This window comes from Streptomyces sp. NBC_00310 (assembly GCF_036208085.1).
Taxonomy (GTDB): domain Bacteria; phylum Actinomycetota; class Actinomycetes; order Streptomycetales; family Streptomycetaceae; genus Streptomyces.
The window spans coordinates 2,425,313-2,449,726 of the sequence record NZ_CP130714.1 but is presented as its reverse complement, the minus strand read 5'-3'; the positions used below and the strand labels follow the sequence as shown (position 1 = coordinate 2,449,726).

General features: G+C 71.1%; 18 protein-coding genes and 2 pseudogenes. 9 read left to right on the top strand and 11 right to left on the bottom strand.

Annotation, left to right across the window (positions count from 1 at the left end):
* Positions 1-81 precede the first annotated feature (81 nt).
* On the top strand, positions 82-1,137 hold the full coding sequence (locus OG202_RS10810; RefSeq protein ID WP_327730469.1) for an LLM class F420-dependent oxidoreductase: 1,056 nt from the start codon (positions 82-84) through the stop codon (positions 1,135-1,137).
* Positions 1,138-1,419: 282 nt separating this feature from the next.
* Positions 1,420-2,208, top strand: a complete 789-nt coding sequence (locus OG202_RS10805; RefSeq protein WP_328222632.1) for a ferritin-like domain-containing protein — start codon at positions 1,420-1,422, stop codon at positions 2,206-2,208.
* 110 nt (positions 2,209-2,318) lie between these two features.
* Here the strand turns inward: OG202_RS10805 and corA are convergent, their stop codons facing one another.
* Complete coding sequence (gene corA, locus OG202_RS10800; RefSeq protein WP_327730471.1) at positions 2,319-3,314, bottom strand: magnesium/cobalt transporter CorA; 996 nt, start codon at positions 3,312-3,314, stop codon at positions 2,319-2,321.
* A 73-nt stretch (positions 3,315-3,387) separates the two neighbouring features.
* Here corA and OG202_RS10795 point away from each other — a divergent pair, with 73 nt between their 5' ends.
* The 4 genes from OG202_RS10795 to mshC all read left to right on the top strand — a co-directional run bounded on the left by OG202_RS10795 (position 3,388) and on the right by mshC (position 6,913).
* Positions 3,388-4,074 (top strand): histidine phosphatase family protein, encoded by a 687-nt coding sequence (locus OG202_RS10795; protein ID WP_327730472.1) that lies wholly within the window; start codon positions 3,388-3,390, stop codon positions 4,072-4,074.
* Positions 4,075-4,170: 96 nt separating this feature from the next.
* The gene (locus OG202_RS10790; protein WP_326583942.1) at positions 4,171-4,761 is read left to right on the top strand and encodes a DUF3090 domain-containing protein; all 591 of its coding nucleotides are present in this window, start codon (positions 4,171-4,173) and stop codon (positions 4,759-4,761) included.
* Positions 4,725-5,582 carry an SCO1664 family protein gene (locus tag OG202_RS10785; RefSeq protein ID WP_327730473.1) on the top strand — a complete coding sequence of 286 codons (858 nt, stop codon included), beginning with the start codon at positions 4,725-4,727 and terminating at the stop codon, positions 5,580-5,582. The genes OG202_RS10790 and OG202_RS10785 overlap by 37 nt, the downstream gene beginning before the upstream one ends.
* Before the next feature lie 101 nt (positions 5,583-5,683).
* Complete coding sequence (gene mshC / locus OG202_RS10780) at positions 5,684-6,913, top strand: cysteine--1-D-myo-inosityl 2-amino-2-deoxy-alpha-D-glucopyranoside ligase (RefSeq protein ID WP_327730474.1); 1,230 nt, start codon at positions 5,684-5,686, stop codon at positions 6,911-6,913.
* Positions 6,914-7,042: 129 nt separating this feature from the next.
* Here the strand turns inward: mshC and OG202_RS10775 are convergent, their stop codons facing one another.
* Positions 7,043-7,183, bottom strand: a complete 141-nt coding sequence (locus tag OG202_RS10775) for a hypothetical protein (RefSeq protein WP_327730475.1) — start codon at positions 7,181-7,183, stop codon at positions 7,043-7,045.
* A gap of 153 nt (positions 7,184-7,336) precedes the next feature.
* Here OG202_RS10775 and OG202_RS10770 point away from each other — a divergent pair, with 153 nt between their 5' ends.
* Positions 7,337-8,341, top strand: a complete 1,005-nt coding sequence (locus OG202_RS10770) for an SMP-30/gluconolactonase/LRE family protein (protein WP_327730476.1) — start codon at positions 7,337-7,339, stop codon at positions 8,339-8,341.
* 120 nt (positions 8,342-8,461) lie between these two features.
* On the opposite strand, the gene OG202_RS10765 is transcribed toward OG202_RS10770, so the two are convergent.
* The 4 genes and pseudogenes from OG202_RS10765 to OG202_RS10750 form a co-directional block, all read right to left on the bottom strand.
* Positions 8,462-9,490, bottom strand: a complete 1,029-nt coding sequence (locus OG202_RS10765; protein ID WP_327730477.1) for a PAC2 family protein — start codon at positions 9,488-9,490, stop codon at positions 8,462-8,464.
* 157 nt (positions 9,491-9,647) lie between these two features.
* Complete coding sequence (locus OG202_RS10760; RefSeq protein WP_326583947.1) at positions 9,648-10,319, bottom strand: FadR/GntR family transcriptional regulator; 672 nt, start codon at positions 10,317-10,319, stop codon at positions 9,648-9,650.
* A gap of 66 nt (positions 10,320-10,385) precedes the next feature.
* Positions 10,386-10,898: pseudogene (locus OG202_RS10755) on the bottom strand (amidohydrolase family protein); the annotation flags it as partial.
* A pseudogene (locus tag OG202_RS10750) lies at positions 10,831-11,202 on the bottom strand (phosphorylase family protein); the annotation flags it as partial. The pseudogenes OG202_RS10755 and OG202_RS10750, both read right to left, overlap by 68 nt.
* A gap of 145 nt (positions 11,203-11,347) precedes the next feature.
* On the opposite strand from OG202_RS10750, the gene OG202_RS10745 reads away from it, so the two are divergent.
* Entirely contained in the window at positions 11,348-13,069 is a 1,722-nt protein-coding gene (locus OG202_RS10745) for a GNAT family N-acetyltransferase (protein WP_327730478.1), read from the top strand.
* Positions 13,070-13,115: 46 nt separating this feature from the next.
* On the opposite strand, the gene OG202_RS10740 is transcribed toward OG202_RS10745, so the two are convergent.
* The 5 genes from OG202_RS10740 to OG202_RS10720 all read right to left on the bottom strand — a co-directional run bounded on the left by OG202_RS10740 (position 13,116) and on the right by OG202_RS10720 (position 20,407).
* Positions 13,116-15,008 (bottom strand): AMP-binding protein, encoded by a 1,893-nt coding sequence (locus OG202_RS10740; RefSeq protein ID WP_327730479.1) that lies wholly within the window; start codon positions 15,006-15,008, stop codon positions 13,116-13,118.
* 150 nt (positions 15,009-15,158) lie between these two features.
* Positions 15,159-16,775, bottom strand: a complete 1,617-nt coding sequence (locus OG202_RS10735; RefSeq protein WP_326583950.1) for a glycerol-3-phosphate dehydrogenase/oxidase — start codon at positions 16,773-16,775, stop codon at positions 15,159-15,161.
* Positions 16,776-16,829: 54 nt separating this feature from the next.
* The gene (gene glpK / locus OG202_RS10730; protein WP_327730480.1) at positions 16,830-18,368 is read right to left on the bottom strand and encodes a glycerol kinase GlpK; all 1,539 of its coding nucleotides are present in this window, start codon (positions 18,366-18,368) and stop codon (positions 16,830-16,832) included.
* A 101-nt stretch (positions 18,369-18,469) separates the two neighbouring features.
* Positions 18,470-19,267, bottom strand: coding sequence for an MIP/aquaporin family protein (locus OG202_RS10725; protein WP_326583952.1), 798 nt, complete (start codon positions 19,265-19,267; stop codon positions 18,470-18,472).
* A 375-nt stretch (positions 19,268-19,642) separates the two neighbouring features.
* Positions 19,643-20,407, bottom strand: coding sequence for an IclR family transcriptional regulator (locus tag OG202_RS10720; RefSeq protein ID WP_327730481.1), 765 nt, complete (start codon positions 20,405-20,407; stop codon positions 19,643-19,645).
* 382 nt (positions 20,408-20,789) lie between these two features.
* On the opposite strand from OG202_RS10720, the gene metH reads away from it, so the two are divergent.
* Entirely contained in the window at positions 20,790-24,317 is a 3,528-nt protein-coding gene (gene metH / locus OG202_RS10715; protein WP_327730482.1) for a methionine synthase, read from the top strand.
* The last annotated feature ends 97 nt before the right edge of the window (positions 24,318-24,414 follow it).

Genomic DNA, 24,414 nt, shown 5'->3' with positions numbered 1-24,414 from the left:
ACTCGCCCCACGGCCCCGTCCCCCCGGTAGGGTCGGCGGCACAAGGGACGTTACTGATCGGTAAGGGGAAGGCGGGTCTATATGAAGCTCGGGATCAACCTCGGCTACTGGGGCGCCGGAATGGACGGGGACAACCTGGCCGTGGCCCAGGAGGCCGACCGGCTGGGATACGCGGTGTGCTGGGCGGCGGAGGCGTACGGCTCGGACGCCGCCACCGTGCTCAGCTGGGTCGCCGCGAAGACCGACCGTATCGACGTGGGCTCGGCCATCTTCCAGATCCCGGCCCGTCAGCCGGCGATGACCGCGATGACCGCCGCGACGCTGGACTCGCTCTCCGGCGGCCGCTTCCGGCTCGGCCTCGGCGTCTCCGGACCGCAGGTCTCCGAGGGCTGGTACGGGGTCAAGTTCGACAAGCCGCTCGCCCGCACCCGCGAATACGTGGAGATCGTCCGCAAGGCGATGACCCGCGAGCGTCTGTCGCACGACGGCGAGCACTGGACGCTGCCGCTGCCCGGCGGCCCCGGCAAGCCGCTGAAGCTGACCGTGCACCCCACCCGTGAGCACATCCCGCTGTACATCGCCGCGATCGGCCCGAAGAACCTGGAGCAGACCGGCGAGATCGCCGACGGCGCCCTGCTGATCTTCCCCTCGGCCGCACACCTGGAGGACACGGCAGTCAAGTACCTGCGGGCCGGGCGGGAGAAGGCCGGCAAGACCCTCGACGGGTTCGACGTCTGTCCGACCCTGCCCCTCGCCGTCGGCGACGACAAGGACGTGACGACGCTCGCCGACACCTTCCGCCCGTACACCGCGCTGTACGTCGGCGGCATGGGCAGCCGCAAGCAGAACTTCTACAACCAGCTCGCCCAGCGCATGGGATACGAGAAGGAGGCCGCCGAGATCCAGGACAAGTACCTGGCCGGCGACAAGGCCGGTGCCGCGGCCGCCATCCCGCACGAGCTGATCGACCAGACGACGCTGCTCGGTTCCGTCGAGCGCATCGCCGACCGGATGAAGGCCTACGCCGAGGCCGGGGTCACCACGCTCACCCTCGCCCCGGCGGGCTTCACCCTGGACGAGCGGATCGCCTCGCTCCGGGCCGGCTCCGAGGCCATCGAGCTGGCCGGGCTCGCGTAACCCGAACGGCGCAGCGGCCGGCGAGAGCGGGAATCCGCCGAACGGCGGGATCGAACAGCGGGTTCGAAAAGTACTACGGCCGTGGTGGGGGCTCGGGGGTCTTCCCCGCCACGGCCGTCATCGGGGACAACGCGGCGCGGCCCGCTCGGTTACGCGTCCGCGCCGCCCCGGCATCCTTCGTTCGGCGGATTTGTCCGACACAGCTGTTGCCCGGCTCCGTGTACCCCATTTGACTCGTTTTCTGCAGGACCCTGCCAGGACCCCTGCAGAGAGGTGCCTCAGATGCTTTCGGCCAAGAGTCTTTTCCAGGAGATCGTCGACAACGACGAGTCGTTCCGACTGTTCTGTTCCATCGCCGCCGGCGGCGAGACGCAGGGCGGCTGGGAGAACGCGCGCATCGCCGCGCTCGTCCCGCGGAGCGAGCGCGCACTCGCACCCAAGATCAGCCGCCACGGTGCCGACGAGGACAAGCACGGGCGGATCTTCAACGCCCTCATGAAGAAGCGCGGCCTCGAACCCGTGGAGGTCCCGCCCGAGACCGACTACACCATGCTCCTGGAGCGCGGCGGCATCGGTCTCGCGCACGACAGGCTCAAGGCCGACCAGGCCCTCACGGTGCCGGACATCATCGTCTACCTGTCCCACAGCAGGGTCACCGAACAGCGTGCCGCCGACCAGATGGCGATGCTCCGCAAGCACTTCGTGGGCCACCCCGAGATCGGCAAGGCCGTCCGGATGATCTCCGACGACGAGGACAACCACCTCGCCTACACCCACGAGGAACTACTGCGCTACGCGGCCGCCGGACACGGCCGCCTCATCCAGCGGACCCTGCGCGAGTGCGCCCTCGCGGAGATCGCCGTCCACCGGGACGTCAGCCTCGCCGTGATGGACCGGATGGGGCGCATCCTGGGCTGGCCGAAGGCCAAGGCGGCCGTCCTCGCCGCGGGCATCCGCGCCGTGTACGCGTACGAGCGTGCCCTCGGCTGGCGTCGCATGGTCACGCTGGAGATGCCGGAGCGCCGAGACGCGCTGGGCGGGCCCGCGACGACGGCCCCCGAGTTCGCCTGAGGCACCTTCCCCACCCGATACGCGCGCGTGGGCGTCGACATACGCGCGCGTGGGCGACCATGTTCGTCTGTTCGTCCACGCGCGCGTACGGCATCGCGGCACGCGGCGGGCTACAGCCAGCCCCGGCGCTTGAAGAGCCGGTACACCAGCACCTCCGTCACGACCATCAGCGCCATCAGCGCCGGGTACGACCACACCCAGCGCAGTTCGGGCATGTGCTCGAAGTTCATGCCGTAGACGCCGGCGGCCATGGTGGGGATCGCGGCCATGGCGGCCCAGGCGGAGATCTTCCGCATGTCGTCGTTCTGGCGGACGCTCATCTGCGCCAGGTGGGCGGAGAGGATGTCGGAGACCAGCCGGTCCAGGCTTTCGACGGACTCGTTGACGCGGGTGAGGTGGTCGTGGACGTCGCGGAAGAAGGGCTGGGCCGTCTCGTCGACGAAGGGCACCGCGGTGGTGAGGTTGCCCGTGCCCGCGAGCCGGACGAGCGGCGCGGCGAGGGGCCCGGTGGCCCGGCGGAACTCCAGGACCTGGCGTTTGAAGGTGTAGACCCGGGAGGCCGTGTTCCGTGAGCCGCCGAGGTCGGGGGAGAAGACCTCCGCCTCCAACTCCTCCAGGTCGGTCTGGAGCTCGGTCGCCACGTCCAGGTAGTGGTCGACGGTGGCGTCCGTGATCGCGTACAGCACGGACGTGGGCCCCTTGCCGAGCAGTTCGGGCTCCTGCTCCAGGCGACGGCGTACGACACCCAGGGGCGAGCCCTCGCCGTGGCGGACGGTCACGACGAAGGCGTGGCCGAGGAAGACCATCACCTCGCCGCTGGTCACCGTGTCACTGGACGGCTCGTACACGACCGGCTTGAGGACCATGAACAGCGAGTCGTCGTAGACCTCCAGCTTGGGCCGCTGGTGGGCCTTCAGCGCGTCCTCCACGGCCAGCGGATGAAGCGCGAACTCCTCGGTGACCAGGGCGAACTCCTTCTCCGACGGCTCGTGCAGGCCGATCCACACGAAGCCGTCACAGGCGCGGGCCGCGGCCAGGGCGTCGGACAGGTCGTCGGGGCCCTCGGTGCGGTGCCCGTCGTGGTAGACGGCGCAGTCGACGATCACAGGAGTTCCTTTCGCAGAGGCCTTGTCCACAGGGCCGAGGGAGGCCGTGGGGCGGGCGTCTAGGCTGGGGCGCATGCCTACGTTGATCCTTGTCCGGCACGGACGTTCCACCGCCAACACCGAGGGAGTGCTCGCCGGGTGGACGCCCGGGGTCGCGCTCGACGAGCGGGGCGTCGCGCAGGCCGCGGCGCTGCCCGGCCGTCTCGCCGGACTGCCGATCGCCGAGGTCGTCACCAGCCCGCTCCAGCGCTGCCAGGAAACGATCCGTCCGCTCCTCGACGCCCGGCCCGGACTGAGCCCGCACACCGACGACCGCATCGGCGAGTGCCACTACGGCGACTGGTCCGGCCGCAAGCTCGCCGAGCTGAAGGACGAGCCGCTGATGGAGGTCGTACAGACGTATCCGACGGCGGCGCAGTTTCCCGGCGGCGAGTCGATGCGGGCCATGCAGCACCGGGCCGCCGAGGCGGTACGGGAGTGGAACGCGCGCGTGGAGCGCGAGCACGGCGCCGACGCCGTGTATCTGATGTGCTCGCACGGCGACATCATCAAGTCGCTCGTCGCGGACGCACTCGGACTTCATCTGGACCTCTTCCAGCGGATCTCTGTGGAACCGTGTTCCATCACCGCGATCCGTTACACACGACTCAGGCCGTTTCTCGTCCGCCTCGGTGACACCGGGGACTTCTCGTCCCTGGCGCCGCGCGAGGAGCCCCCGAGCGGTGACGCGACCGTCGGGGGCGGTGCGGGGGCACCGTGATCGTCAACCGCAGTAGGGTGAAGCGTTCGCGGCGGCGCTGAGCCAGTCAGCAGCCGACGCGACCGGTCCCGACGTCGATTCCAATGGAGACAGGACGTGTCCCGTCAGGTGTTCCTCTACGACCCCCCGGACCGCTTCGTGGCCGGTACGGTCGGGCTGCCCGGGCGCCGGACCTTCTTCCTGCAGGCTTCCTCGGGGCAGCGTGTCACCAGCGTCGCCCTGGAGAAGACCCAGGTCGCCGCACTCGCCGAGCGCATGGACGAACTGCTCGACGAGGTCGTGCGGCGCAGCGGCGGAAGCGCCGCGGTGCCGGCCGTCGCACCCACCGAGGTGTCGGACACGGCGCCGCTGGAGGCCCCCGTCGAGGAGGAGTTCCGGGTCGGCACCATGGCGTTGGCCTGGGACGGCGACGAAGAACGGATGATCGTCGAGGCCCAGGCCCTGGTCGAGCTGGACGCCGACTCGGAGGAGGACCTGGCCGAGGCGGAGGAGCGGATGCTCCAGGACGAGGAGAACGGCCCGCCGATGCTCCGCGTCCGCCTCACCGGCACCCAGGCCCGGGCCTTCGCCAAGCGCGCCCTCGACGTGGTCAACGCGGGCCGGCCGCCGTGCCCGCTGTGCAGTCTGCCGCTCGATCCGGAGGGACACGTATGTCCGCGCCAGAACGGATACCGGCGCGGGGCGTGACCCCCTCCGCCGAGTCGTCGCCCGTCCCGTCGATCGAGCCGTCGGTCAGACTCCTGGCCGAGGGTGAGCTGACCGTGCGCGGGCAGGTGCGGGAGGCGTCCAACGCGGTGCTGTACTGCACGGTCTCGCACGAGGGACGGGAAGCCGCCTGCGTCTACAAGCCCGTCGCCGGGGAGCGGCCCCTGTGGGACTTCCCCGACGGGACGCTCGCGCAGCGGGAGATCGCCGCGTACGAGGTGTCCGAGGCGACCGGCTGGGGGCTCGTCCCGCCCACCGTGCTGCGGGACGGGCCGTACGGGGAGGGCATGTGCCAACTGTGGATCGAGGGTGAGCCCGGGTCCGAGCTGCTGGCCCTCATGGACGGCGAGGAGGCCGGGGACGGCTGGAAGGCCGTCGGGTTCGCGGAGGTCGGGGACGGGAGGACCGCGCTCCTCGTACACGCCGACGACCAGCGGCTGCGGCGGCTCGCCGTCCTCGACGCGATCGTCAACAACGCCGACCGCAAGGGCGGGCATCTGCTGCCCGCCGCCGAGGGGCGGCTCTACGGCATCGACCACGGAGTGACCTTCAACGTCGAGAACAAGCTGCGGACGCTGTTGTGGGGGTGGGCGGGGGAGCCGCTCACGGAGGAGGCCGTGGGCGTGCTGGAGCGGCTGCGCGACGCTCTGGGCGATGGCGGGGCGCTCGCCGCCAAGCTGTCCTCGTTGATCACACCGGCGGAGCTCGACGCCACGAGGGAGCGGGTCGCCGCCCTGTTGAAGAGCGGCCGCCACCCTGAGCCGAGCGGCGACTGGCCGGCGATCCCCTGGCCGCCGGTCTGAGACGCATGGCCGCCGGTCTGAGACGCACCCCAAAACGGGGCGTACCCCCGAGTGGACAGGCGCCCGGCTTAACGGCGCAGCGATCGGGTTAGGCTCGTGGCATGCATGCCTGGCCCGCTTCTGAGGTCCCCGCCCTGCCCGGCAAGGGCCGCGACCTTCGGATCCACGACACCGCGACCGATGGGCTCATCACCCTTGACCCCGGTCCCGTCGCCCGTATCTACGTCTGCGGTATCACCCCCTACGACGCGACCCACATGGGTCACGCGGCGACCTACAACGCGTTCGACCTCGTACAGCGCGTGTGGCTCGACACCAAGCGGCAGGTTCACTACGTCCAGAACGTGACGGACGTCGACGACCCCCTGCTGGAGCGGGCCGCGCGCGACGCCATCGACTGGGTGGCCCTCGCCGAGAAGGAGACCGCCCTCTTCCGTGAGGACATGACCGCCCTGCGGATGCTCCCGCCGCGCCACTACATCGGCGCGGTCGAGGCCATCCCCGGAATCGTTCCGCTCGTCGAGCGGCTCCTCGACTCCGGCGCCGCCTACGAACTCGAAGGGGACATCTACTTCTCCGTCGAGTCCGACCCCGACTTCGGCAAGGTCTCGCGCCTTGACGCGGCCACGATGCGGCTGCTCTCCGCCGAGCGCGGCGGCGACCCGGACCGGGCCGGCAAGAAGAACCCCCTCGACCCGATGCTCTGGATGGCCGCGCGTGAGGGCGAGCCCAGCTGGGACGGCGGCTCCCTCGGACGCGGGCGGCCCGGCTGGCACATCGAGTGCGTCGCCATCGCCCTGGACCATCTCGGCATGGGCTTCGACGTCCAGGGCGGCGGGTCCGATCTCGCCTTCCCGCACCACGAGATGGGCGCCTCGCACGCGCAGGCGCTGACCGGTGAGTTCCCCATGGCCAAGGCGTACGTCCACGCCGGGATGGTCGCGCTGCACGGCGAGAAGATGTCGAAGTCGAAGGGCAACCTGGTCTTCGTCTCCAAGCTGCGCCGCGACGGGGTCGACCCGGCCGCGATACGGCTCGCGCTCCTCGCCCACCACTACCGCGCCGACTGGGAGTGGACCGACCAGGTCCTCCAGGACGCCGTCGCACGGCTCGGCCGGTGGCGCGCCGCCGTCTCCCGGCCCGACGGACCGCCCGCCGAGGCCCTCGTCGAGGAGATCCGCGAGGCCCTGGCGAACGACCTGGACGCGCCGACCGCGCTCGCCGCGGTCGACCGCTGGGCCGCGCTCCAGGAGGAGCGGGGCGGCACGGACGAGGGCGCGCCCGGCGTCGCCTCGCGTGCCGTGGACGCGCTCCTCGGCGTGGCCCTGTGAAACAACTGCAGTAACGACTCTGCGCAGGCGTCGGAGACGTCACACGGGTAACGCGGGCCGTAAGGGACGAGATACGGGACGAGAACGGTGGGGCGCTTCCTCCGGCCGGAGGAAGCGCCCTTCGTCCCTTCACGAGGACTCGGAACCCGCGGTCGGCTCCACGATCCGTACCCCGCGCAGGCCCGCCGCCGGCGGGGGAGGTCCGGCGCGCGGCCGCCCCTGGAGCGGATGGCCGATGCCGACGCGGCCGTCGGCCACACCGGAGGTCACGCCACAATCCGCCCAGAAGCGCTCCCGCCGCTGTCAAGGCGCTGTCGGTCGATCGTCGAAGGGCTGCAGGGCCGGTCGGCATGTGATGGGGTGACAGACATCAGTTGAAGCCGGACCGGCCGGCTGCCGGTTCCTTCGTGGAAGGGACGCACAGTGGCTCCCCCGCAACCCCCGCATTCCTCCTCCGCTCGTCACCTCAGTCGGCGCAGACTGCTCACGACCTCGGCCGCCACCGCAGGCGCGCTGCTCTTCGGGGCCTCGGCCGCGACCGCCTCCGCGAAAGCCTCCGCCTCCGGGGACACCTGGCCCGACGTCATCCCCCTGCCCAACGGCTTCCGCCCCGAGGGCATCACCATCGGCGGCGGCCCCTACGCCTACCTGGGCTCCCTCGGCGACGGCTCGATCTACCGCGCCGACCTGCGCACCGGCGAGGGCGGCATCATCTCCGCGGGCCCCGGTACGCCCTCCGTCGGGCTCAAACTCGACGACCGGGGGCGGCTGTTCGTCGCCGGGCGGGGTCAGGGCGCCCGGGTGGTGGACGTCCGTACCGGCGAGATCATCGCGTCGTACACGCTCACCACGAAGACGCCGACCTTCGCGAACGACGTCTTCCTCACCCCGCGTGCCGCCTGGTTCACCGACTCGTTCCAGCCCGCCCTGTACGCCCTGCCGCTCGGCCACGACGGCCGGCTGCCGAAGGCGAACGAGGTCGTGACGGTCACCCTGAGCGGCGACTGGACCCAGGTCCCCGGCGGGGCCGTCAACGCCAACGGCATCACCGGCACTCCTGACGGCAAGGCCCTCCTGGTCGTCCAGTCCGGAGTCGGCGGCCTCCACCGGGTGAACCCGAGGACCGGGGGCACCGAGCTCGTCGACCTCGGTGACGCGGCGCCCCTCAGCAACGGCGACGGCCTGCTGCTCCTCGGCCGGCGGCTCTATGCCGTCCAGAACCGCCAGAACGCGATCGACGTGTTCAAGCTCGCCGACGACGGCCGCAGCGGCGTCTTCGAGGGCCGCCTCACGGTCTCCGACTTCGACGTCCCGACCACGGTCGCGGCCCACAAGAACCGCCTCTACCTGCCCAACGCCCGCTTCACGACGACCCCGACCCCGGACACGACGTACGCGGTGGTCGCGGTGAAGAGGGGTGTCGTGTAGACATCGGTCCCCCCGCGTCCCTGCTGCTTCCCAGGGGCGCGGGGGGACCGCGTGACCAGCCACGACGAGCCCGCGGATCCCGCGGATCCCGCGCGGTGTCACCCGTCGAAATCCGGCGTCTCAGTCGTCCGACGAATCCTCGTCCTCGTCCACGGGCCCGTCCACGGTCTCGTCCGTGGCCTCCGGCCGAGTCGGCTTCGGCGGACGCGGACGGCCACCGGGGTTGTCCTTCGGATTCCACGCGCCGGGCCCCGTGTCACCCCCGTCGGCCGTGGCGTGCCCCCCTGCCGGTCCGGCGGGGCCGCCACCACCGTCGCGGCGCCGGAGGTACCGCTCGAACTCGCGAGCGATCGCCTCGCCCGACGCCTCCGGCAGCTCCGCCGTGTCCCGGGCCTCCTCCAGCGTCTGCACGTACTCGGCGACCTCGCTGTCCTCCGCCGCCAGCTGGTCCACGCCCACCTGCCAGGCGCGCGCGTCCTCGGGTAGCTCGCCCAGCGGGATGCGCACGTCGATGAGGTCCTCCAGCCGGTTCAGGAGGGCCAGCGTCGCCTTCGGGTTCGGCGGCTGCGACACGTAGTGCGGCACCGCGGCCCAGAGCGAGACCGCCGGGACGCCCGCGTGCGTGCACGCCTCCTGGAGGATGCCGACGATGCCCGTGGGGCCCTCGTACTTGGTCTCCTCCAGATCCATCCGCTGCGCGAGGTCCGGGTCGGACGTGACACCGCTGACCGGGACCGGACGTGTGTGCGGGGTGTCGCCGAGCAGCGCGCCCAGGACGACCACCAGCTCCACGCCCAGTTCGTGGGCGAAGCCCAGCAGTTCGTTGCAGAACGAGCGCCAGCGCATCGACGGTTCGATGCCCCGGACGAGGACGAGATCACGGGGCTTGTCGCCGCCGACCCTGACCACCGACAGCCGTGTCGTCGGCCAGGTGATCTTCCGTACGCCACCGTCCAGCCACACCGTGGGACGGTTCACCTGGAAGTCGTAGTAGTCCTCGGCGTCCAGTGCCGCGAACACCTCGCCCTTCCATTCCCGGTCCAGATGCGCGACCGCGGTGGAGGCGGCGTCGCCGGCGTCGTTCCAGCCTTCGAACGCGGCCACCATCACTGGGTCGATCAGCTCGGGAACCCCCTCCAGCTCGATCACCCAGCGCCTCCTTCCGACGTGCCCTCGCGTACGCCCCAACCTTACGGCGTGCCGAGGAGCCCTCCGCAGCCCCCTTGCACGGGGGAGTGAACGGATCAATGCCCCGTTCGGACGGCTCAAACACGCGTCGGCCCTCGGGGCTCAAGTGATCGACTTCTCACAGCGACGACCGCAGCCACTGCTCCACGCTCGCGATGTGCACCGTCGCCCAGGAACGCGCGGCGTCGGCGTCGCGGTCGCGGAGGGCCGCCAGGATGGCTCGATGTTCGTGCAGGGTCTGGCTGACGGCGTCCTCCTGGGTCAGTCCGCGCCAGATGCGGGCCCGCGTCGTCGGGCCCGACAGACCGTCAAGGAGCGAACAGAGCACGGAGTTCCCGGAACTCTGCACGATGCCCCTGTGGAACTCCAGGTCGCAGGCGACCAGCTCCTCCACCGACGGGTCGGTGCCGAGCTTGTCCAGCTGGGAGCTCAGCGCGTCCAGTTGCTGCTCGCTGATCTTCAGGGCGGCCATCGCCGTCGCCGCCGGCTCCAGTATGCGGCGCACGGCGAGGAACTCCAGGACCGTGTCGTCGCGGTGGAAGTCGACGACGAAACTCAGCGCCTCGAGCAGGAGTTGGGGATCCAGGCTGGTCACATAGGTGCCGTCGCCCTGCCGTACGTCCAGGATGCGGATCAAGGACAGGGCGCGCACGGCCTCGCGCAGGGAGTTGCGGGACAGCCCGAGATCGGCGGCGAGCTCGCTCTCCTTCGGAAGCCGGTCGCCGGGGCGCAGCGCGCCGGAGACGATCATGCCCTTGATTTTTTCGATCGCCTCGTCGGTGACTGCCATGGCGGACCCTCCCTGTCGTTCAGACATCCGATGTCTCAGGCCATTATGGCGGCTCTCTCGGCACTATCAGGCCAAAGCCTCCAGGTCGGCCAGGGCCGCGGCCTCGTCGAGGGTGGCCAGGACGCGGTCCCGCATCAGCACCTTCCCCTCGACGACCGTGTCGCGTACGGCCGCCGCGTGTGCGGCGTAGGCGAGGGTGGACCACGGGTCGTGGCGCGGTCGCAGATGCGGTCCGCCCAGGTCGAGCACGATCAGGTCGGCCCGCTTGCCCGGCTCCAGGGAGCCCCGGTGGTCGCCGAGCCCCAGCGCGCGGGCGCCCTCGATCGTCGCCATGCGTACCGCCTGTTCGGCGCCGACCGCCGTGGGACCGCCGGCCGCCTTGTGCACCAGCGCGGCCTGCCGTACGGCACCCAGCACGTCCAGCGTGTTGGAGCTGACCGCTCCGTCCGTGCCCAGCCCCACCGTGACGCCCGCGCTCAGCAGCCGGGGCACCGGGGCGATCCCGCAGCCCAAGTTCCCTCTCGATGGCCGCGAGCCCGGCCCGGTCGTACGCGTCGAGCGCAATGAGTCCGGGCCGGAAGGCCGCCCTCGTCCCTACGATGCCCCGATGATGCGGCGCTCCCACCTCGCGGGCGGCGCGCTGGAGCGCGAGGACCGCCTCGGGGACGGAGACCGCGGGGGACTCGGGCGGCAGCAACCGCTGGGTCACACCGTCGTCGCGTACGGCGGCCTCGGCGATGACGAGGTCGCCGTCACCGTCGCCGATCCCCGGCTTCATCGCGCCCGCCGTGCCGAACCGCGGGAACGTGCGGACCCGCGCGTCCGCCGGCTCCCGGAACAGCGGGATCGCACCGGGCCCGCCCGCGCCGTGCGCGAACTCGGTGTCCGCCGTGAGGAGTTGACGAAAATGGACGCGGTACGGGCGGTTGTGGCCCCGCTCGCCCGAGGGCGTCGGAAGGCGCCGCCTCCCGAAGCCGCCGCGCCCACGTCCTAGTCTGATCATCCGATCCGGCGTCAGGAGGCACGGGGTGGAGGTGCGGATCAGACCCGCGCGGGCCGACGAGGCGACGGCGCTGACCGAGCTGGTCGTGCGCTCGAAGGCGCACTGGGGCTACGACGCGGAGTTCCTGGCGGCATGCCGGGAGGAACTCACCATCCGGGCGGACGAGATCGACGACCGCCGGATCGTCGTCGCCGAGGACGAGGCGCTCGGGATGCTCGGTGCCGCCTCCCTGGAGGGCACGGCACCCCACGGACGTCTGGGTCTCTGCTTCGTCGAGCCCCACGCCATCGGGCGCGGGGTGGGCCGCGCGCTGTACTCCCACGTGATGGGAACCGCCCGCGCGCTCGGATTCACGCGGATCACCATCGAGTCGGACCCGCACGCGGAGCCGTTCTACCGCCGGATGGGTGCCCGACCTTGCGGAGACACCCCCTCCGGCTCGGTCGAGGGGCGTGAACTGCCCCTCCTGGACGTGCTCTTCGCGACCCCGGGCGACGGCTGGACGTACGCCTGGACGGAGGGCCGTCGCGCGATCCACCTCGGCAACGTCGCCGAGTTCCAGTCCCAGTTCGGCCCCGCCTCCACCGAGGCCGCGCACTACTCCTGTCTGGCCGCCTTCATCTCGCCCCACCCGGCCGCGCTGATCCTGCCCCGGGAGGTCCCGCCCGACTGGATCGACCTGGTCGGCGGCGTCCTGGGCTGGGGCCCCGTGGAGGTGTACGACGGCCTGTCGCGCGAGCGGGCGGGCGATCTCAGCCGGGCCGTCCTGTCGCGCCCCGCGCTCGCCGAGCGGCTGAAGTCCCTCGGCCTGCCCCTTGTGCCGTGGGGCCGCACCCCCGCCTTCGCGGAACTCACCGGCGAGCCACTGGGCCCCGACGCTCTGCGGTACGAGTCCAAGCGGGCCTCGCACGAGCTGTTCACCCGGCTCGCACCGGCCCACCCGGGGATCAGAGTGCCCGAACAGTGGCGGGCGGCGACCCGGCGCGCGGCGGCGCGACTGCTCAGGACGCGGAGCCGCGCGGGGCGTGCCACCGTCGTGAAGACCGAGCACGGCGCCGGAGGATCCGGTACCTGGGTGATACGGAACCACGGGTTCAGGGCGTCTTCGCTGCCGCGCGGGCCCCTGCTTCTGGAGGAGTTCGTCTCCGGGGCGACCGAGCCCCGGGACCTGACCTTCGACGGACTGGTGGACGCGGAAGGCCGGGTGCACGAGGTGGGTGTCGCCGTCATGGACGTCGAGGGCACCGCCTACCGGGGCGCCACCGTCGGCCCCGGTGTCGTGCCGCCACCGCTCACCGGGACCGTGGCGCGCTTCGGTAGGGCCGTGGGGGAGCGGATCGCCGCGAGTGGGTACCGGGGGTGGTTCGACGTCGACTTCGTGACCGGCTCCGACGGCCGTCCGGCACCCACCGAGATCAACCTCCGGATGACGGGCCCGTCCGTCGCCTTCATGGTCAAGGCGCGGCTCGACGAGATCCGAGGGGGCGACCACCTCGTCCGCACCGTCGACCACGTCCCGCTCGGCGCCCGGCTGCCCGGCCCCGAACTGTCCGCCTTCCTGAGGGAGACGGCGAGGCGGTGCGGCGGCATCGACGCCGTCCTGGTGCCCTCGATCCCTACCGCCGCCTTCGAACCGGCCCCCCGGCTCGGCGTCGTCCTGGCCGCGCACACCCGTGAACGCCTCGACGCCGCCGAGGCGTTGGTGCGTACCGCCGCCCAGGACACCGGGCGGATGTTCCTTTCCTAGCTAGGACCCGTACCGGCTGATCACGCCCCGGGCGCGGGACCGGGGGTCACTCCGTGGCCGCGGGTTCGGGGCGCCGCGTCACGAACACCGCCACGACCGCCGCCGCGATCATCAACGGCACGTTGAAGGCGTACACCAGCGCCGCCTGCCGCTCCCAGTCGTCCTTCGCGGCGAGCCGGTAGAGGTTGTCCTGCGGCCACCAGGACACCAGCAGCCAGACGATGCCCAGATGCGCCGCCGTCGTCAGGTCGGCCGAGCGGCCCTGGTCGCGCATCAGCGGGCGCCCGGCGAACAGGAAGGCCAGGCCCGCGCAGAAGGCCAGCAGCTCGGCGAGGTACAGACCGCGGAAGAGCCACGACCACGGCGCGGGAACGTGGGTGAGGTCGGTGGAGCCCGGCCAGAACACATCGGTGAGCAGCGCGGCCAGCGGCAGGACCACGACCAGCATCGCGCACCCCGTCACCCTGAGGGCCGCCTCCGGGTGCCCCGGTGCTCCGCCTCCCTTACCGCCCTTCCCGCCGTACGCCCCGCGCTGCGCGGGCAGTGGCAGCAGACGGCGGTCGACCTTCCCGGCCCGATTACGGGGCAGGGCACCCATGTTCACCACCGACACCGGGATCTCCGGGTCCGGCACCACACCAGCCAGATGGGTACGCACCGTCTCGGCGCCCGGGGCGGCGGTGGGGGTCCCGGGCACGACGTAGGCGACCAGCCGGTCGTCGTCCACGACGGTGATCGCGGTCTCCCGGATCTCGGGGTGGGTGGCCAGCGCGGCCTCGGCCCGGTGCGGATCGACCGTACGGCCGCGTACGGTGACCCGGTGCGCCAGCCGACCGGCGAACCGCAGCAGACCGTCCTCTCCCATGGTGCCGGCGTCACCGGTGGGCAGGGCGTCGGCGTCGGCGGGGTCGCCGGGGGGCGTCAGCCAGATCTGGCCCTTGCGGACCTCGGCCCGGCAGCCGGGAAACGGGCGGCCGAGCAGACTCACCTGGCCGGCTTCCGCCACTGGGCCGGACCATTGGTCCGTCTCGAACCAGGTGCCGCAGCCCACGACCTCCACGGTCCCGTACACCTGGAGCAGCCGGGCCCCCGGTGCCATCCGCCCCTGGAGCCGCACCTGCTCGTCGAGGAAGAGCCGCTCCCCGCCGACCGCCACCAGACGCAGCCCCGCGGGCGGCGCGGACCTGTCGAGCAGCAGCCGGGCCGTGAGCGGGTCGGTGTCGAGCACCGTGACGCCCTCGGCGAACGACTGACCCCACAGCGTCGGCCCGATCTCGCTCTCCGGCAGCACCAGCGTGCCACCGGAGCACAGCGCCCGTATCCAGCCGTAGGTGAAGGCGGCGGTGTCGGTCGGCGCGGTCACCAGATGGACGTCGGAGGGCCGCAGGCCGAACACCTCGGCCCAGGACTCGTACGCGGCGCGCAGCCGCCGGTGTGCCGCGTCGACGGGCCGCGCCCGCCCCGTCGTGCCGGCGGTGAACAGCACCGCGGCCGTCGGCCCGCAGGGCGCGGAAGGAGGCTCGGGGGAGTGCGCGTCGACGAGGTCGGCGTCGGCGTCCAGACAGACGACGCGACGGCCGGTGCCGTCGTCGACGCCCGGCCTGAACTGTTCGTACGTCAGTACGGTGTTCGCCTCCGCCAGCTCCAGCCACCGCCCGATCTCCCCGGTCGGCTGCCGCGGGTCCACCACGGCGAAGGCCCCGCCCGCCTTGAGCACGCCGACCACGGCGACCAGCAGATCCGGCAGCCGGGAGAGGCACACGGCCACGGTGTCACCCGGACCGAGCCCCCGGTGCAGCAGATGGCGGGCCAGCCGGTTGGCCCGGACCTCCAGCGTCCCGTAGGTGAGCCGCGCTCCTCGGGTGACCACCGCGGGCCGGTGCGGAGTCTCCCGCGCCCATCTCTCGAACAACTGGTGTAGTTCTTTCGCCCCGTTCATGACCGTTGATCATCCCAGAGAGGGCGCGGCGCGGGAAGACGATCCGACGGTATGCAGAAGGGGCGGCTCCACCGCCGAGTCGGTGTGGAGCCGCCCCTTTCCGTTCGGTGCCGGCCCCGGTCAGGGGGAGGGGCCGGCACCGAAACCCGGTTACTTCTTGTCGAGCAGGTCCTGCACCTTCGCCTGGACTTTGTCCGTCGCCAGTCCCCGTATCGTCAGCGTCGTCCGGCGGCGGAGCACGTCGTCCACCGTCTCGGCCCACTCGGTGTCGCGGGCGTAGACGACCTGCGCCCAGATCTCGGGGGCGTCGGGGTGGACGCGCTCGCCCAGCTCGGGGTTCTCGTTGGCGAGGCGGGCGATGTCGAAGGCGAGCGACCCGTAGTGCGTGGCCAGGTGGCGCGCGGTGTCGGCGCCCATGCGGGGGCCGGGCGCGGGGCGGTCCACCAGCAGCCGGTGGGCGACAGCGCGCGGGTTGGCGACACCCGGCAGCGGCAGCTTCTTCGGCAGCGTGGAGACCGGCTCGAAGTCCTCGCCCAGCGGGTGGCCCGGCAGCGCCTCCAGCTTCTTCATGATCGTGCGGCCGATGTGCCGGAAGGTCGTCCACTTGCCGCCCGCGACGGACAGCATGCCGCCCCGGCCCTCGGTGACGACCGTCTCCCGCTTGGCCTTGGCGGTGTCGCCGGGCCCGCCGGGCAGCACGCGCAGACCGGCGAAGGCGTACGTGATCAGGTCACGGTCGAGCTGCTGGTCCCGGATGGAGAACGCGGCCTCGTCCAGGATCTGGGCTATGTCCTTGTCGTTGACCGCGACGTCCGCCGGGTCGCCCTCGTACACCTCGTCGGTGGTGCCCAGCAGCAGCATGTCCTCCCAGGGGAGGGCGAAGGTGATGCGGTACTTGTCTATGGGGGTGGCGAGCGCGGCCTTCCACGGAGCCGTCCGCTTCAGCACCAGGTGCGCGCCCTTGGACAGCCGGATGGACGGGGCCGCGTTCGGGTCCTCCAGCTTGCGCAGGTGGTCCACCCACGGCCCGGTCGCGTTCAGCACCAGCCGGGCGCTCACCCCGAACTCGTCGCCGGAGAGCCGGTCGCGCAGCTCGGCACCGGTCACCCGGCCCCTGGTGAAGCGCAGCCCGGTGACCTCGGCGTGGTTCAGCACCACCGCGCCGGACTCGACGGCCGCGCGGACCGTCATCAGCGCCATCCGGGAGTCGTTCATCTGGTCGTCGCCGTACACGGCCACGGCCTTGAGGTTGTCGGTGCGCAGCTCGGGGACGTCCTGCGCCGCCTTGGCGGGGGAGAGCAGGTGGCCCACGCCGTCACCGAACGCCGACAGCGCGGAGTAGGCGAAGACGCCCGCCCCGAGCTTCGCCGCGCCGTGCGGCCCGCCCTTGTACACGGGGAGGTAGAACGTGAGCGGATTCGCCAGGTGGGGGGCCACCTGGCGGGAGACCGCACGGCGCTCGAAGTGGTTCTCCGCCACCAGCTTCACCGCGCCGGTCTGCAGGTAGCGCAGACCGCCGTGGAGCAGCTTGGAGGAGGCGGAGGAGGTGGCGCCGGCGAAGTCGCCGGCGTCGACCAGGGCCACCCTGAGCCCGGACTGCGCGGCGTGCCAGGCGGTGGAGATGCCCAGGATGCCGCCGCCGATCACGAGGAGGTCGTACGACGCCTTGGCGAGCTGCTCCCGGGTCTCGGCACGGCTCGGGTTCGAGCCGGACGCCGGGCGCGTCCCCAGGGCAGGCAGGGTCTGCAGGGTGGTCTGACTGGTCATGTGTGGTTCTTACTCCTCATCAGAGCCGGTGCCGGAGCCTTCGCGGGCTCCGTCTCAGCTCTCGTCCTCGAGCCAGCCCATGGTCCGCTCGACGGCCTTGAGCCAGCTCTTGTACTCACGGTCACGGGTCTCCGCGTCCATGCGGGGGGTCCACTCGGCGGCCCGCCGCCAGTTGGCGCGCAGGTCGTCGGTGTTGGTCCAGAAGCCGACGGCGAGACCGGCGGCGTAGGCGGCACCGAGGCAGGTGGTCTCGGCGACCATCGGGCGCACCACGGGGGCGTCGAGGAAGTCCGAGAGGGTCTGCATCAGCAGGTTGTTGGAGGTCATGCCGCCGTCGACCTTGAGGGCCGCGAGCTCGACGCCCGAGTCCTTGGTCATGGCGTCCGTGATCTCACGGGTCTGCCAGGCGGTGGCCTCCAGGACGGCGCGCGCGAGGTGCGCCTTGGTGACGTACCGGGTGAGACCGGCGATCACACCGCGGGCGTCGGAGCGCCAGTACGGGGCGAACAGACCGGAGAAGGCCGGCACGAAGTACGCGCCGCCGTTGTCCTCGACCGAGAGCGCGAGCGTCTCGATCTCGGCGGCGGTGGAGATGAGCCCCATCTGGTCGCGCATCCACTGCACCAGCGAACCGGTGACGGCGATCGAGCCCTCCAGCGCGTAGACCGGCTTCTGGTCGCCGATCCGGTAGCCGACCGTGGTCAGCAGGCCGCTGTAGGAGTTGATGATCTTCTCGCCGGTGTTCAGCAGCATGAACGTGCCGGTGCCGTACGTGGACTTGGCCTCGCCCTCGGCGAAACACGTCTGGCCGAACAGGGCCGCCTGCTGGTCGCCGAGCGCGGAGGCGACCGGGATGCCGCCGAGCAGGTCGCCGAGCCTGCCGCCGGTGACCTCGCCGTACACCTCGGCGGAGGAGCGGATCTCCGGGAGCATCGACAGCGGAACGCCGATGGACTCGGCGATCTTCTCGTCCCACTCCAGCGTGTGCAGGTTCATCAGCATGGTGCGGGAGGCGTTGGTGACGTCGGTGACGTGGTGGCCGCCGTCGACACCGCCCGTCAGGTTCCAGATGACCCAGCTGTCCATGGTGCCGAAGAGGATGTCGCCGGCTTCGGCGCGCTCGCGCAGGCCCTCGACGTTGTCGAGCAGCCAGCGGGCCTTCGGGCCGGCGAAGTACGAGGCCAGCGGCAGGCCGGTCTCGCGGCGGAAGCGGTCCTGGCCGACGTTGCGGCCGAGCTCGCGGCAGAGGGCGTCGGTACGGGTGTCCTGCCAGACGATGGCGTTGTGGACGGGCTCACCGGTGTTCTTGTCCCAGAGCAGCGTGGTCTCGCGCTGGTTGGTGATGCCGATGGCCTTGATGTCGTCGCGGGTGATGCCGGCCTTCTCGATGGCCCCGGCGACGACCTCCTGGACGTTCGTCCAGATCTCGGTGGCGTTGTGCTCGACCCAGCCCGGCTTCGGGAAGATCTGCTCGTGCTCCTTCTGGTCGACGGAGACGATACGTCCGTCGCGGTCGAAGACGATGCAGCGGCTGGAGGTGGTGCCCTGGTCGATGGCGGCGATGAAAGGGCCGGCGGTGTGGGCGTCGGTCACGGTGTGCTCCTGAAAGTTCACTGGTCAAAGGGATGTACGTACGGCGCGTGCTGAGCGTTTCGCGGGATCACGGGGTTTCCGGGATCGGCGGCTCGGTGCTCTTAAGCGAAGGCGACGTTGTAGATGCCTGCAGCGATGGCTGCGCCGATCAGGGGACCGACCACCGGGACCCAGGCGTAGCTCCAGTCGGAGCCGCCCTTGTTGGGCAGGGGCAGAAGGGCGTGGACGATACGCGGACCGAGGTCACGGGCCGGGTTGATCGCGTAACCGGTCGGGCCACCGAGGGACAGGCCGATGGAGACCACGACGAGTGCGGTGATCAGGGCGCCGAGGGTGCCGAGTCCCTTGCCCTCGCCGTTCAGGCCCTGCGTGAGGACCGCCAGGACGAGCACGATGGTGCCGATGACCTCGGTGGCGGTGTTCTGTACCGCGTTACGGATCTCGGGGCCGGTGGAGAAGATGCCGAGCACGGGGCCGGCGGCGGTCTCCCGGGCCTCGACGGACTTGGTCCTGGCGGCCTCCGCCGGCTCGCCGACGATCTCCCGGTCGGTGAGGTGGGCGCGGAACTGGCCGTAGTAGGCGACCCAGACCAGGGCGGCGCCGATCATGGCGCCGAGCATCTGCCCGCTCCAGTAGACCGGGACCTGGTCCCAGCCGATGCCCTTCTTCTTCAGCGCGAGGGCGAGGGTCACGGCCGGGTTCAGGTGGGCGCCGGAGAGCGGCGCGGAGGTGTAGACGGCCGTGAGAACGGCAAAACCCCACCCGAAGGTGATGGCGAGCCAACCGGCGTTACGGGCCTTGGAGGCCTTGAGCGTGACGGCCGCGCAGACGCCGCCGCCGAGCAGGATGAGTATGGCGGTACCGATGGTCTCGCCGATGAAGATGTCGGAGCTGGACACCCGCGACTCCTTTGTCCTTCGTCCAGGGGAAGCCGAACCCCGGGTCCCACCGGTGGTTCGTGCTCTCGTTGGCTGAGAGCGATGTCGGCCCTTGGCGTCGTGACACTCTAGCGCGTATTGCCGGTAGGTGTTCGACAATGCCGACCGATGGACGGGAGTCTTGCTGTGGCGTGAGTGCCTAGTCAAGGGTCCTGTTGTCGAAAACACGATCGTTATTGATCGAAGTGGCTTATCGATCTTGAGATGGCTGCTATGGGTGCCCACGCCGACGCGACAGGCGTACGCGCGCGTGGGCACCCCGGGCACGGCGAAGGCCGGGACACCGCAGGGGTGTCCCGGCCTTCGCAGGTCGGGTGAGGTGCGGCCGGACGGCCGTCAGAACCGCCCGGCGCCCAGATCCCGCGACACCGCGCGGGCGCAGTCCCGTACGGCCGCGATCAGCTCGGGGCGCAGCTCGCCCTCGCGGCACAGCCGCTCCACGGCGCCGGTGATGCCGACCGCGCCGACGGGCATACGGCGCCGGTCGTGGATGGGGGCGGCGATGGATGCCACGCCCTCCCAGGTCTCCTCGACGTCGGCCGCGTACCCGCGCGCGCGGGTGATGTCCAGGACGGCCTCGAAGTCGGCCGACTCGGAGACGGTCCGCTCGGTGAACGCCTTGCGCTCGCTCTCCAGGACCTCGCTGTGCGCGACCGGGTCGTAGGCCGCGAGGACCTTGCCCAGGGCCGTGGAGTGCAGCGGCTGCATGGCCCCTATCTCCAGGACCTGCCGGCTGTCGTCGGGCCGGAAGACGTGGTGCACGATCAGCACGCCCCGCTGGTGCAGGACCCCCAGATGGACGCTCTCGCCGCTGGAGCGGGCCAGGTCGTCCGTCCAGACCAGGGCGCGCGCCCGAAGCTCGTGGACGTCGAGATAGGTGGTCCCGAGCCGCAGCAGCTCGGCCCCCAGCTGGTACCGCCCGGAGGCGTCGTCCTGTTCGACGAACCCCTCGTGCTGGAGCGTGCGCAGTATGCCGTGGGCGGTGCCCTTGGCGAGTCCCAGCGACGAGGCGATGTCCGACAGGCCGAGCCGCCGCTCGCCGCCCGCGAGCAGGCGCAGCATCGCGGCCGCCCGTTCGAGCGACTGGATGTTCCGTGCCATCCCCGTCCTGCCTCCGTCCCCTTCGGCCGCCGTGCGCGACTGAACTTCCATCGTTCGGCAATGTCGAACACTACCGGTCGTTGCCGACCTCCCGCTAATGGCCGTCACCAGCTTTTCGGCCACGCCCGCCGTGCGGTGAGGTTCCCGTGCCCGTCCGGTGCCCGTCGGGTGATCATGTGATCGTGGGGTGTCAGTGCGGTGGCGGAGCGGTGTCCGGCGTTCGTTTCGTCGTCGGAGTAAACCGCACCCGGGCGGGTACGCCACGCCCGTCCGTCCCGTGGACGCGTCTGACCATCCGCGGCGCTCCGGGCTACCCTTGCGGCGTGCGCCTTCCACGGGAAGCCGCAAAGCCGACAGCCGTCGCACTCCAGGGAGCAGCTCCATGGCCTCGTTGCCGAACCCGTCCTCCTCGTCCGCCGCCACCGGCCGGGCCCGATCCGACGCGCTTCGGGAGGCGCTGGCCACCCGTGTGGTGGTCGCCGACGGCGCGATGGGCACGATGCTGCAGGCGCAGGACCCGACCATGGAGGACTTCCAGCAGCTGGAGGGCTGCAACGAGGTCCTCAACGCCACCCGCCCCGACATCGTGCGCTCGGTGCACGCCGCGTACTTCGAGGCGGGTGTGGACTGCGTGGAGACCAACACCTTCGGCGCGAACCTCACCGCACTGGGTGAGTACGACATCCCCGAACGCACCGCCGAGCTGTCCGAGGCCGGCGCCCGCATCGCCCGGGAGACGGCGGACGAGTTCGCCGCGCGCGACGGCCGGCAGCGGTGGGTGCTGGGCTCCATCGGCCCGGGCACCAAACTGCCCACGCTCGGCCACACCACCTTCACCGCCATCCGTGACGCGTACCAGCAGAACGCCGAGGGTCTGCTGGCCGGCGGCGCCGACGCCCTCCTGGTGGAGACCACCCAGGACCTGCTCCAGACGAAGGCCTCCGTCATCGCCGCACGCCGCGCGATGGAGACGGCCGGATACGACGTCCCCCTGATCGTCTCGGTGACGGTCGAGACGACCGGCACCATGCTGCTGGGCTCGGAGATCGGCGCCGCGCTGACGGCGCTGGAGCCGCTGGGCATCGACATGATCGGCCTGAACTGCGCGACCGGCCCCGCGGAGATGAGCGAGCACCTGCGCCATCTGGCCCGCCACTCCCGCATCCAGCTGTCCTGCATGCCCAACGCCGGGCTTCCGGTCCTGACCAAGGACGGCGCCCACTACCCGCTGACCGCTCCGGAGCTGGCGGACGCGCAGGAGAACTTCGTCCGCGAGTACGGCCTGTCCCTGGTCGGCGGTTGCTGCGGCACCACCCCCGAGCACCTGCGGCAGGTCGTCGAGCGGGTCCGGGACCTCACCCCCACCGCCCGCGAACCGCGCCCCGAGCCCGGCGCCGCCTCCCTCTACCAGAGCGTGCCGTTCCGTCAGGACACCGCGTACATGGCGATCGGGGAGCGGACGAACGCCAACGGGTCGAAGAAGTTCCGTGAGGCGATGCTGGAGGCCCGCTGGGACGACTGTGTGGAGATGGCCCGCGACCAGATCCGTGAGGGCGCCCACATGCTCGACCTGTGTGTGGACTATGTGGGCCGTGACGGTGTGGCCGACATGGCCGAGCTGGCCGGCCGGTTCGCCACCGCCTCGACCCTGCCCATCGTTTTGGACTCCACCGAGGTGCCCGTCATTAGGGCCGGGCTGGAGAAGCTGGGCGGGCGGGCGGTCATCAACTCCGTCAACTACGAGGACGGTGACGGCCCCGCCTCCCGCTTCGCGAAGGTCACGCAGCTGGCGCGGGAGCACGGGGCGGCGCTGATCGCGCTGACCATCGACGAGGAGGGGCAGGCCCGTACCCCGCAGAAGAAGGTCGAGATCGCCGAACGGCTGATCGCGGATCTGACCGGGAACTGGGGTATCCACGAGTCGGACATCCTCATCGACACCCTGACCTTCACGATCTGTACCGGTCAGGAGGAGTCCCGCGGGGACGGTATCGCCACCATCGAGGCGATCCGTGAGCTCAAGCGCCGCCATCCGCAGGTGCAGACCACGCTGGGGCTGTCGAACATCTCCTTCGGTCTGAACCCGGCCGCGCGGATCCTGCTGAACTCCGTCTTCCTGGACGAGTGTGTGAAGGCGGGCCTGGACTCGGCGATCGTGCACGCCTCGAAGATCCTGCCGATCGCCCGCTTCAGCGAGGAGGAGGTCACCACCGCTCTGGACCTCATCCATGACCGGCGGGCCGAGGGGTATGACCCGCTGCAGAAGCTGATGGCGCTGTTCGAGGGCGCCACCGCCAGGTCGTTGAAGGCGGGCAAGGCCGAGGAGCTGGCGGCGCTGCCGCTGGAGGAGCGTCTCAAGCGCCGCATCATCGACGGTGAGAAGAACGGCCTGGAGGCCGACCTGGACGCGGCCCTGCGGGAGCGGCCGGCGCTGGACATCGTCAACGACACGCTGCTGGACGGGATGAAGGTGGTCGGTGAGCTGTTCGGCTCCGGCCAGATGCAGCTGCCGTTCGTGCTGCAGTCCGCCGAGGTCATGAAGAGTGCGGTGGCGCATCTGGAGCCGCACATGGAGAAGACCGACGACGAGGGCAAGGGCACCATCGTGCTGGCCACGGTGCGCGGTGACGTCCATGACATCGGCAAGAACCTCGTGGACATCATTCTGTCCAACAACGGCTACACGGTGGTCAATCTCGGTATCAAGCAGCCGGTCTCGGCGATCCTGGACGCCGCCAAGGAGCACCGGGCCGATGTGATCGGGATGTCCGGGCTGCTGGTCAAGTCCACGGTGATCATGAAGGAGAACCTTCAGGAGCTCAACCAGCGCAAGCTGGCCGCCGACTACCCGGTCATCCTCGGCGGGGCCGCCCTGACCCGCGCCTATGTCGAGCAGGACCTGCACGAGATCTACGAGGGCGAGGTCCGCTACGCCCGGGACGCGTTCGAGGGGCTGCGGCTGATGGACGCCCTGATCGGCGTCAAACGGGGCGTGCCGGGCGCGAAGCTGCCCGAGCTCAGGCAGCGCCGCGTCCAAGCCGCCACCGCCCGGACGGTCGTGGAGGAGCGCCCGGAGGAAGGACACGTCCGCTCCGACGTGGCCACCGACAACCCCGTCCCCACACCCCCGTTCCGGGGCACCCGCGTCGTCAAGGGCATCCAGCTCAAGGAGTACGCGACCTGGCTCGACGAGGGTGCCCTCTTCAAGGGGCAGTGGGGACTCAAGCAGGCCCGCACCGGCGAAGGACCGACGTACGAGGAACTCGTCGAGACCGAGGGCCGGCCCCGGCTGCGCGGCCTGCTGGACAAGCTGCAGACCGACAACCTGCTCGAGGCGGCCGTCGTCTACGGATACTTCCCCTGCGTGTCCAAGGACGACGACCTGATCATCCTGGACGACGACGGCAACGAGCGGACCCGGTTCTCCTTCCCCCGCCAGCGCCGCGGCCGGCGACTGTGCCTGGCCGACTTCTTCCGCCCGGAGGAGTCCGGTGAGATGGACGTCGTCGGCCTCCAGGTCGTCACCGTCGGCTCCCGCATCGGCGAGGAGACCGCCAAGCTCTTCGAGGCCAACGCCTACCGCGACTACCTCGAACTGCACGGGCTGTCCGTGCAGCTGGCCGAGGCACTCGCCGAGTACTGGCACGCCCGGGTGCGCTCGGAGCTGGGCTTCGCCGGAGAGGACCCGGCCGCGATCGAAGACATGTTCGACCTCAAGTACCGGGGTGCCCGCTTCTCCCTCGGCTACGGCGCCTGTCCCGACCTGGAGGACCGCGCCAAGATCGCTGAACTCCTGGAGCCCGAGCGGATCGGCGTACAGCTCTCGGAGGAGTTCCAGCTCCATCCCGAGCAGTCCACGGACGCGATCGTGATCCACCACCCCGAGGCGAAGTACTTCAACGCGCGGTAGCGCTCCGTGCGGGGAGCCCGCTTGCGTCAACGGGGCCGTTTCGGCTGGTCACGCCGTGCCCCTTGCCCCTTACGGGATGCGGCACGACTCGGCCGCG

Excerpts from the sequence above, each read along its gene's own strand:
- OG202_RS10720 (WP_327730481.1), bottom strand. The coding sequence starts at position 20,407 with ATGGCACGGAACATCCAGTCGCTCGAACGGGCGGCCGCGATGCTGCGC.
- OG202_RS10785 (WP_327730473.1), top strand. The coding sequence starts at position 4,725 with ATGTCCGCGCCAGAACGGATACCGGCGCGGGGCGTGACCCCCTCCGCC.
- OG202_RS10795 (WP_327730472.1), top strand. The coding sequence starts at position 3,388 with ATGCCTACGTTGATCCTTGTCCGGCACGGACGTTCCACCGCCAACACC.
- OG202_RS10810 (WP_327730469.1), top strand. The coding sequence starts at position 82 with ATGAAGCTCGGGATCAACCTCGGCTACTGGGGCGCCGGAATGGACGGG.
- OG202_RS10760 (WP_326583947.1), bottom strand. The coding sequence starts at position 10,319 with ATGGCAGTCACCGACGAGGCGATCGAAAAAATCAAGGGCATGATCGTC.
- OG202_RS10735 (WP_326583950.1), bottom strand. The coding sequence starts at position 16,775 with ATGACCAGTCAGACCACCCTGCAGACCCTGCCTGCCCTGGGGACGCGC.
- mshC (WP_327730474.1), top strand. The coding sequence starts at position 5,684 with ATGCATGCCTGGCCCGCTTCTGAGGTCCCCGCCCTGCCCGGCAAGGGC.
- OG202_RS10805 (WP_328222632.1), top strand. The coding sequence starts at position 1,420 with ATGCTTTCGGCCAAGAGTCTTTTCCAGGAGATCGTCGACAACGACGAG.
- metH (WP_327730482.1), top strand. The coding sequence starts at position 20,790 with ATGGCCTCGTTGCCGAACCCGTCCTCCTCGTCCGCCGCCACCGGCCGG.
- OG202_RS10740 (WP_327730479.1), bottom strand. The coding sequence starts at position 15,008 with ATGAACGGGGCGAAAGAACTACACCAGTTGTTCGAGAGATGGGCGCGG.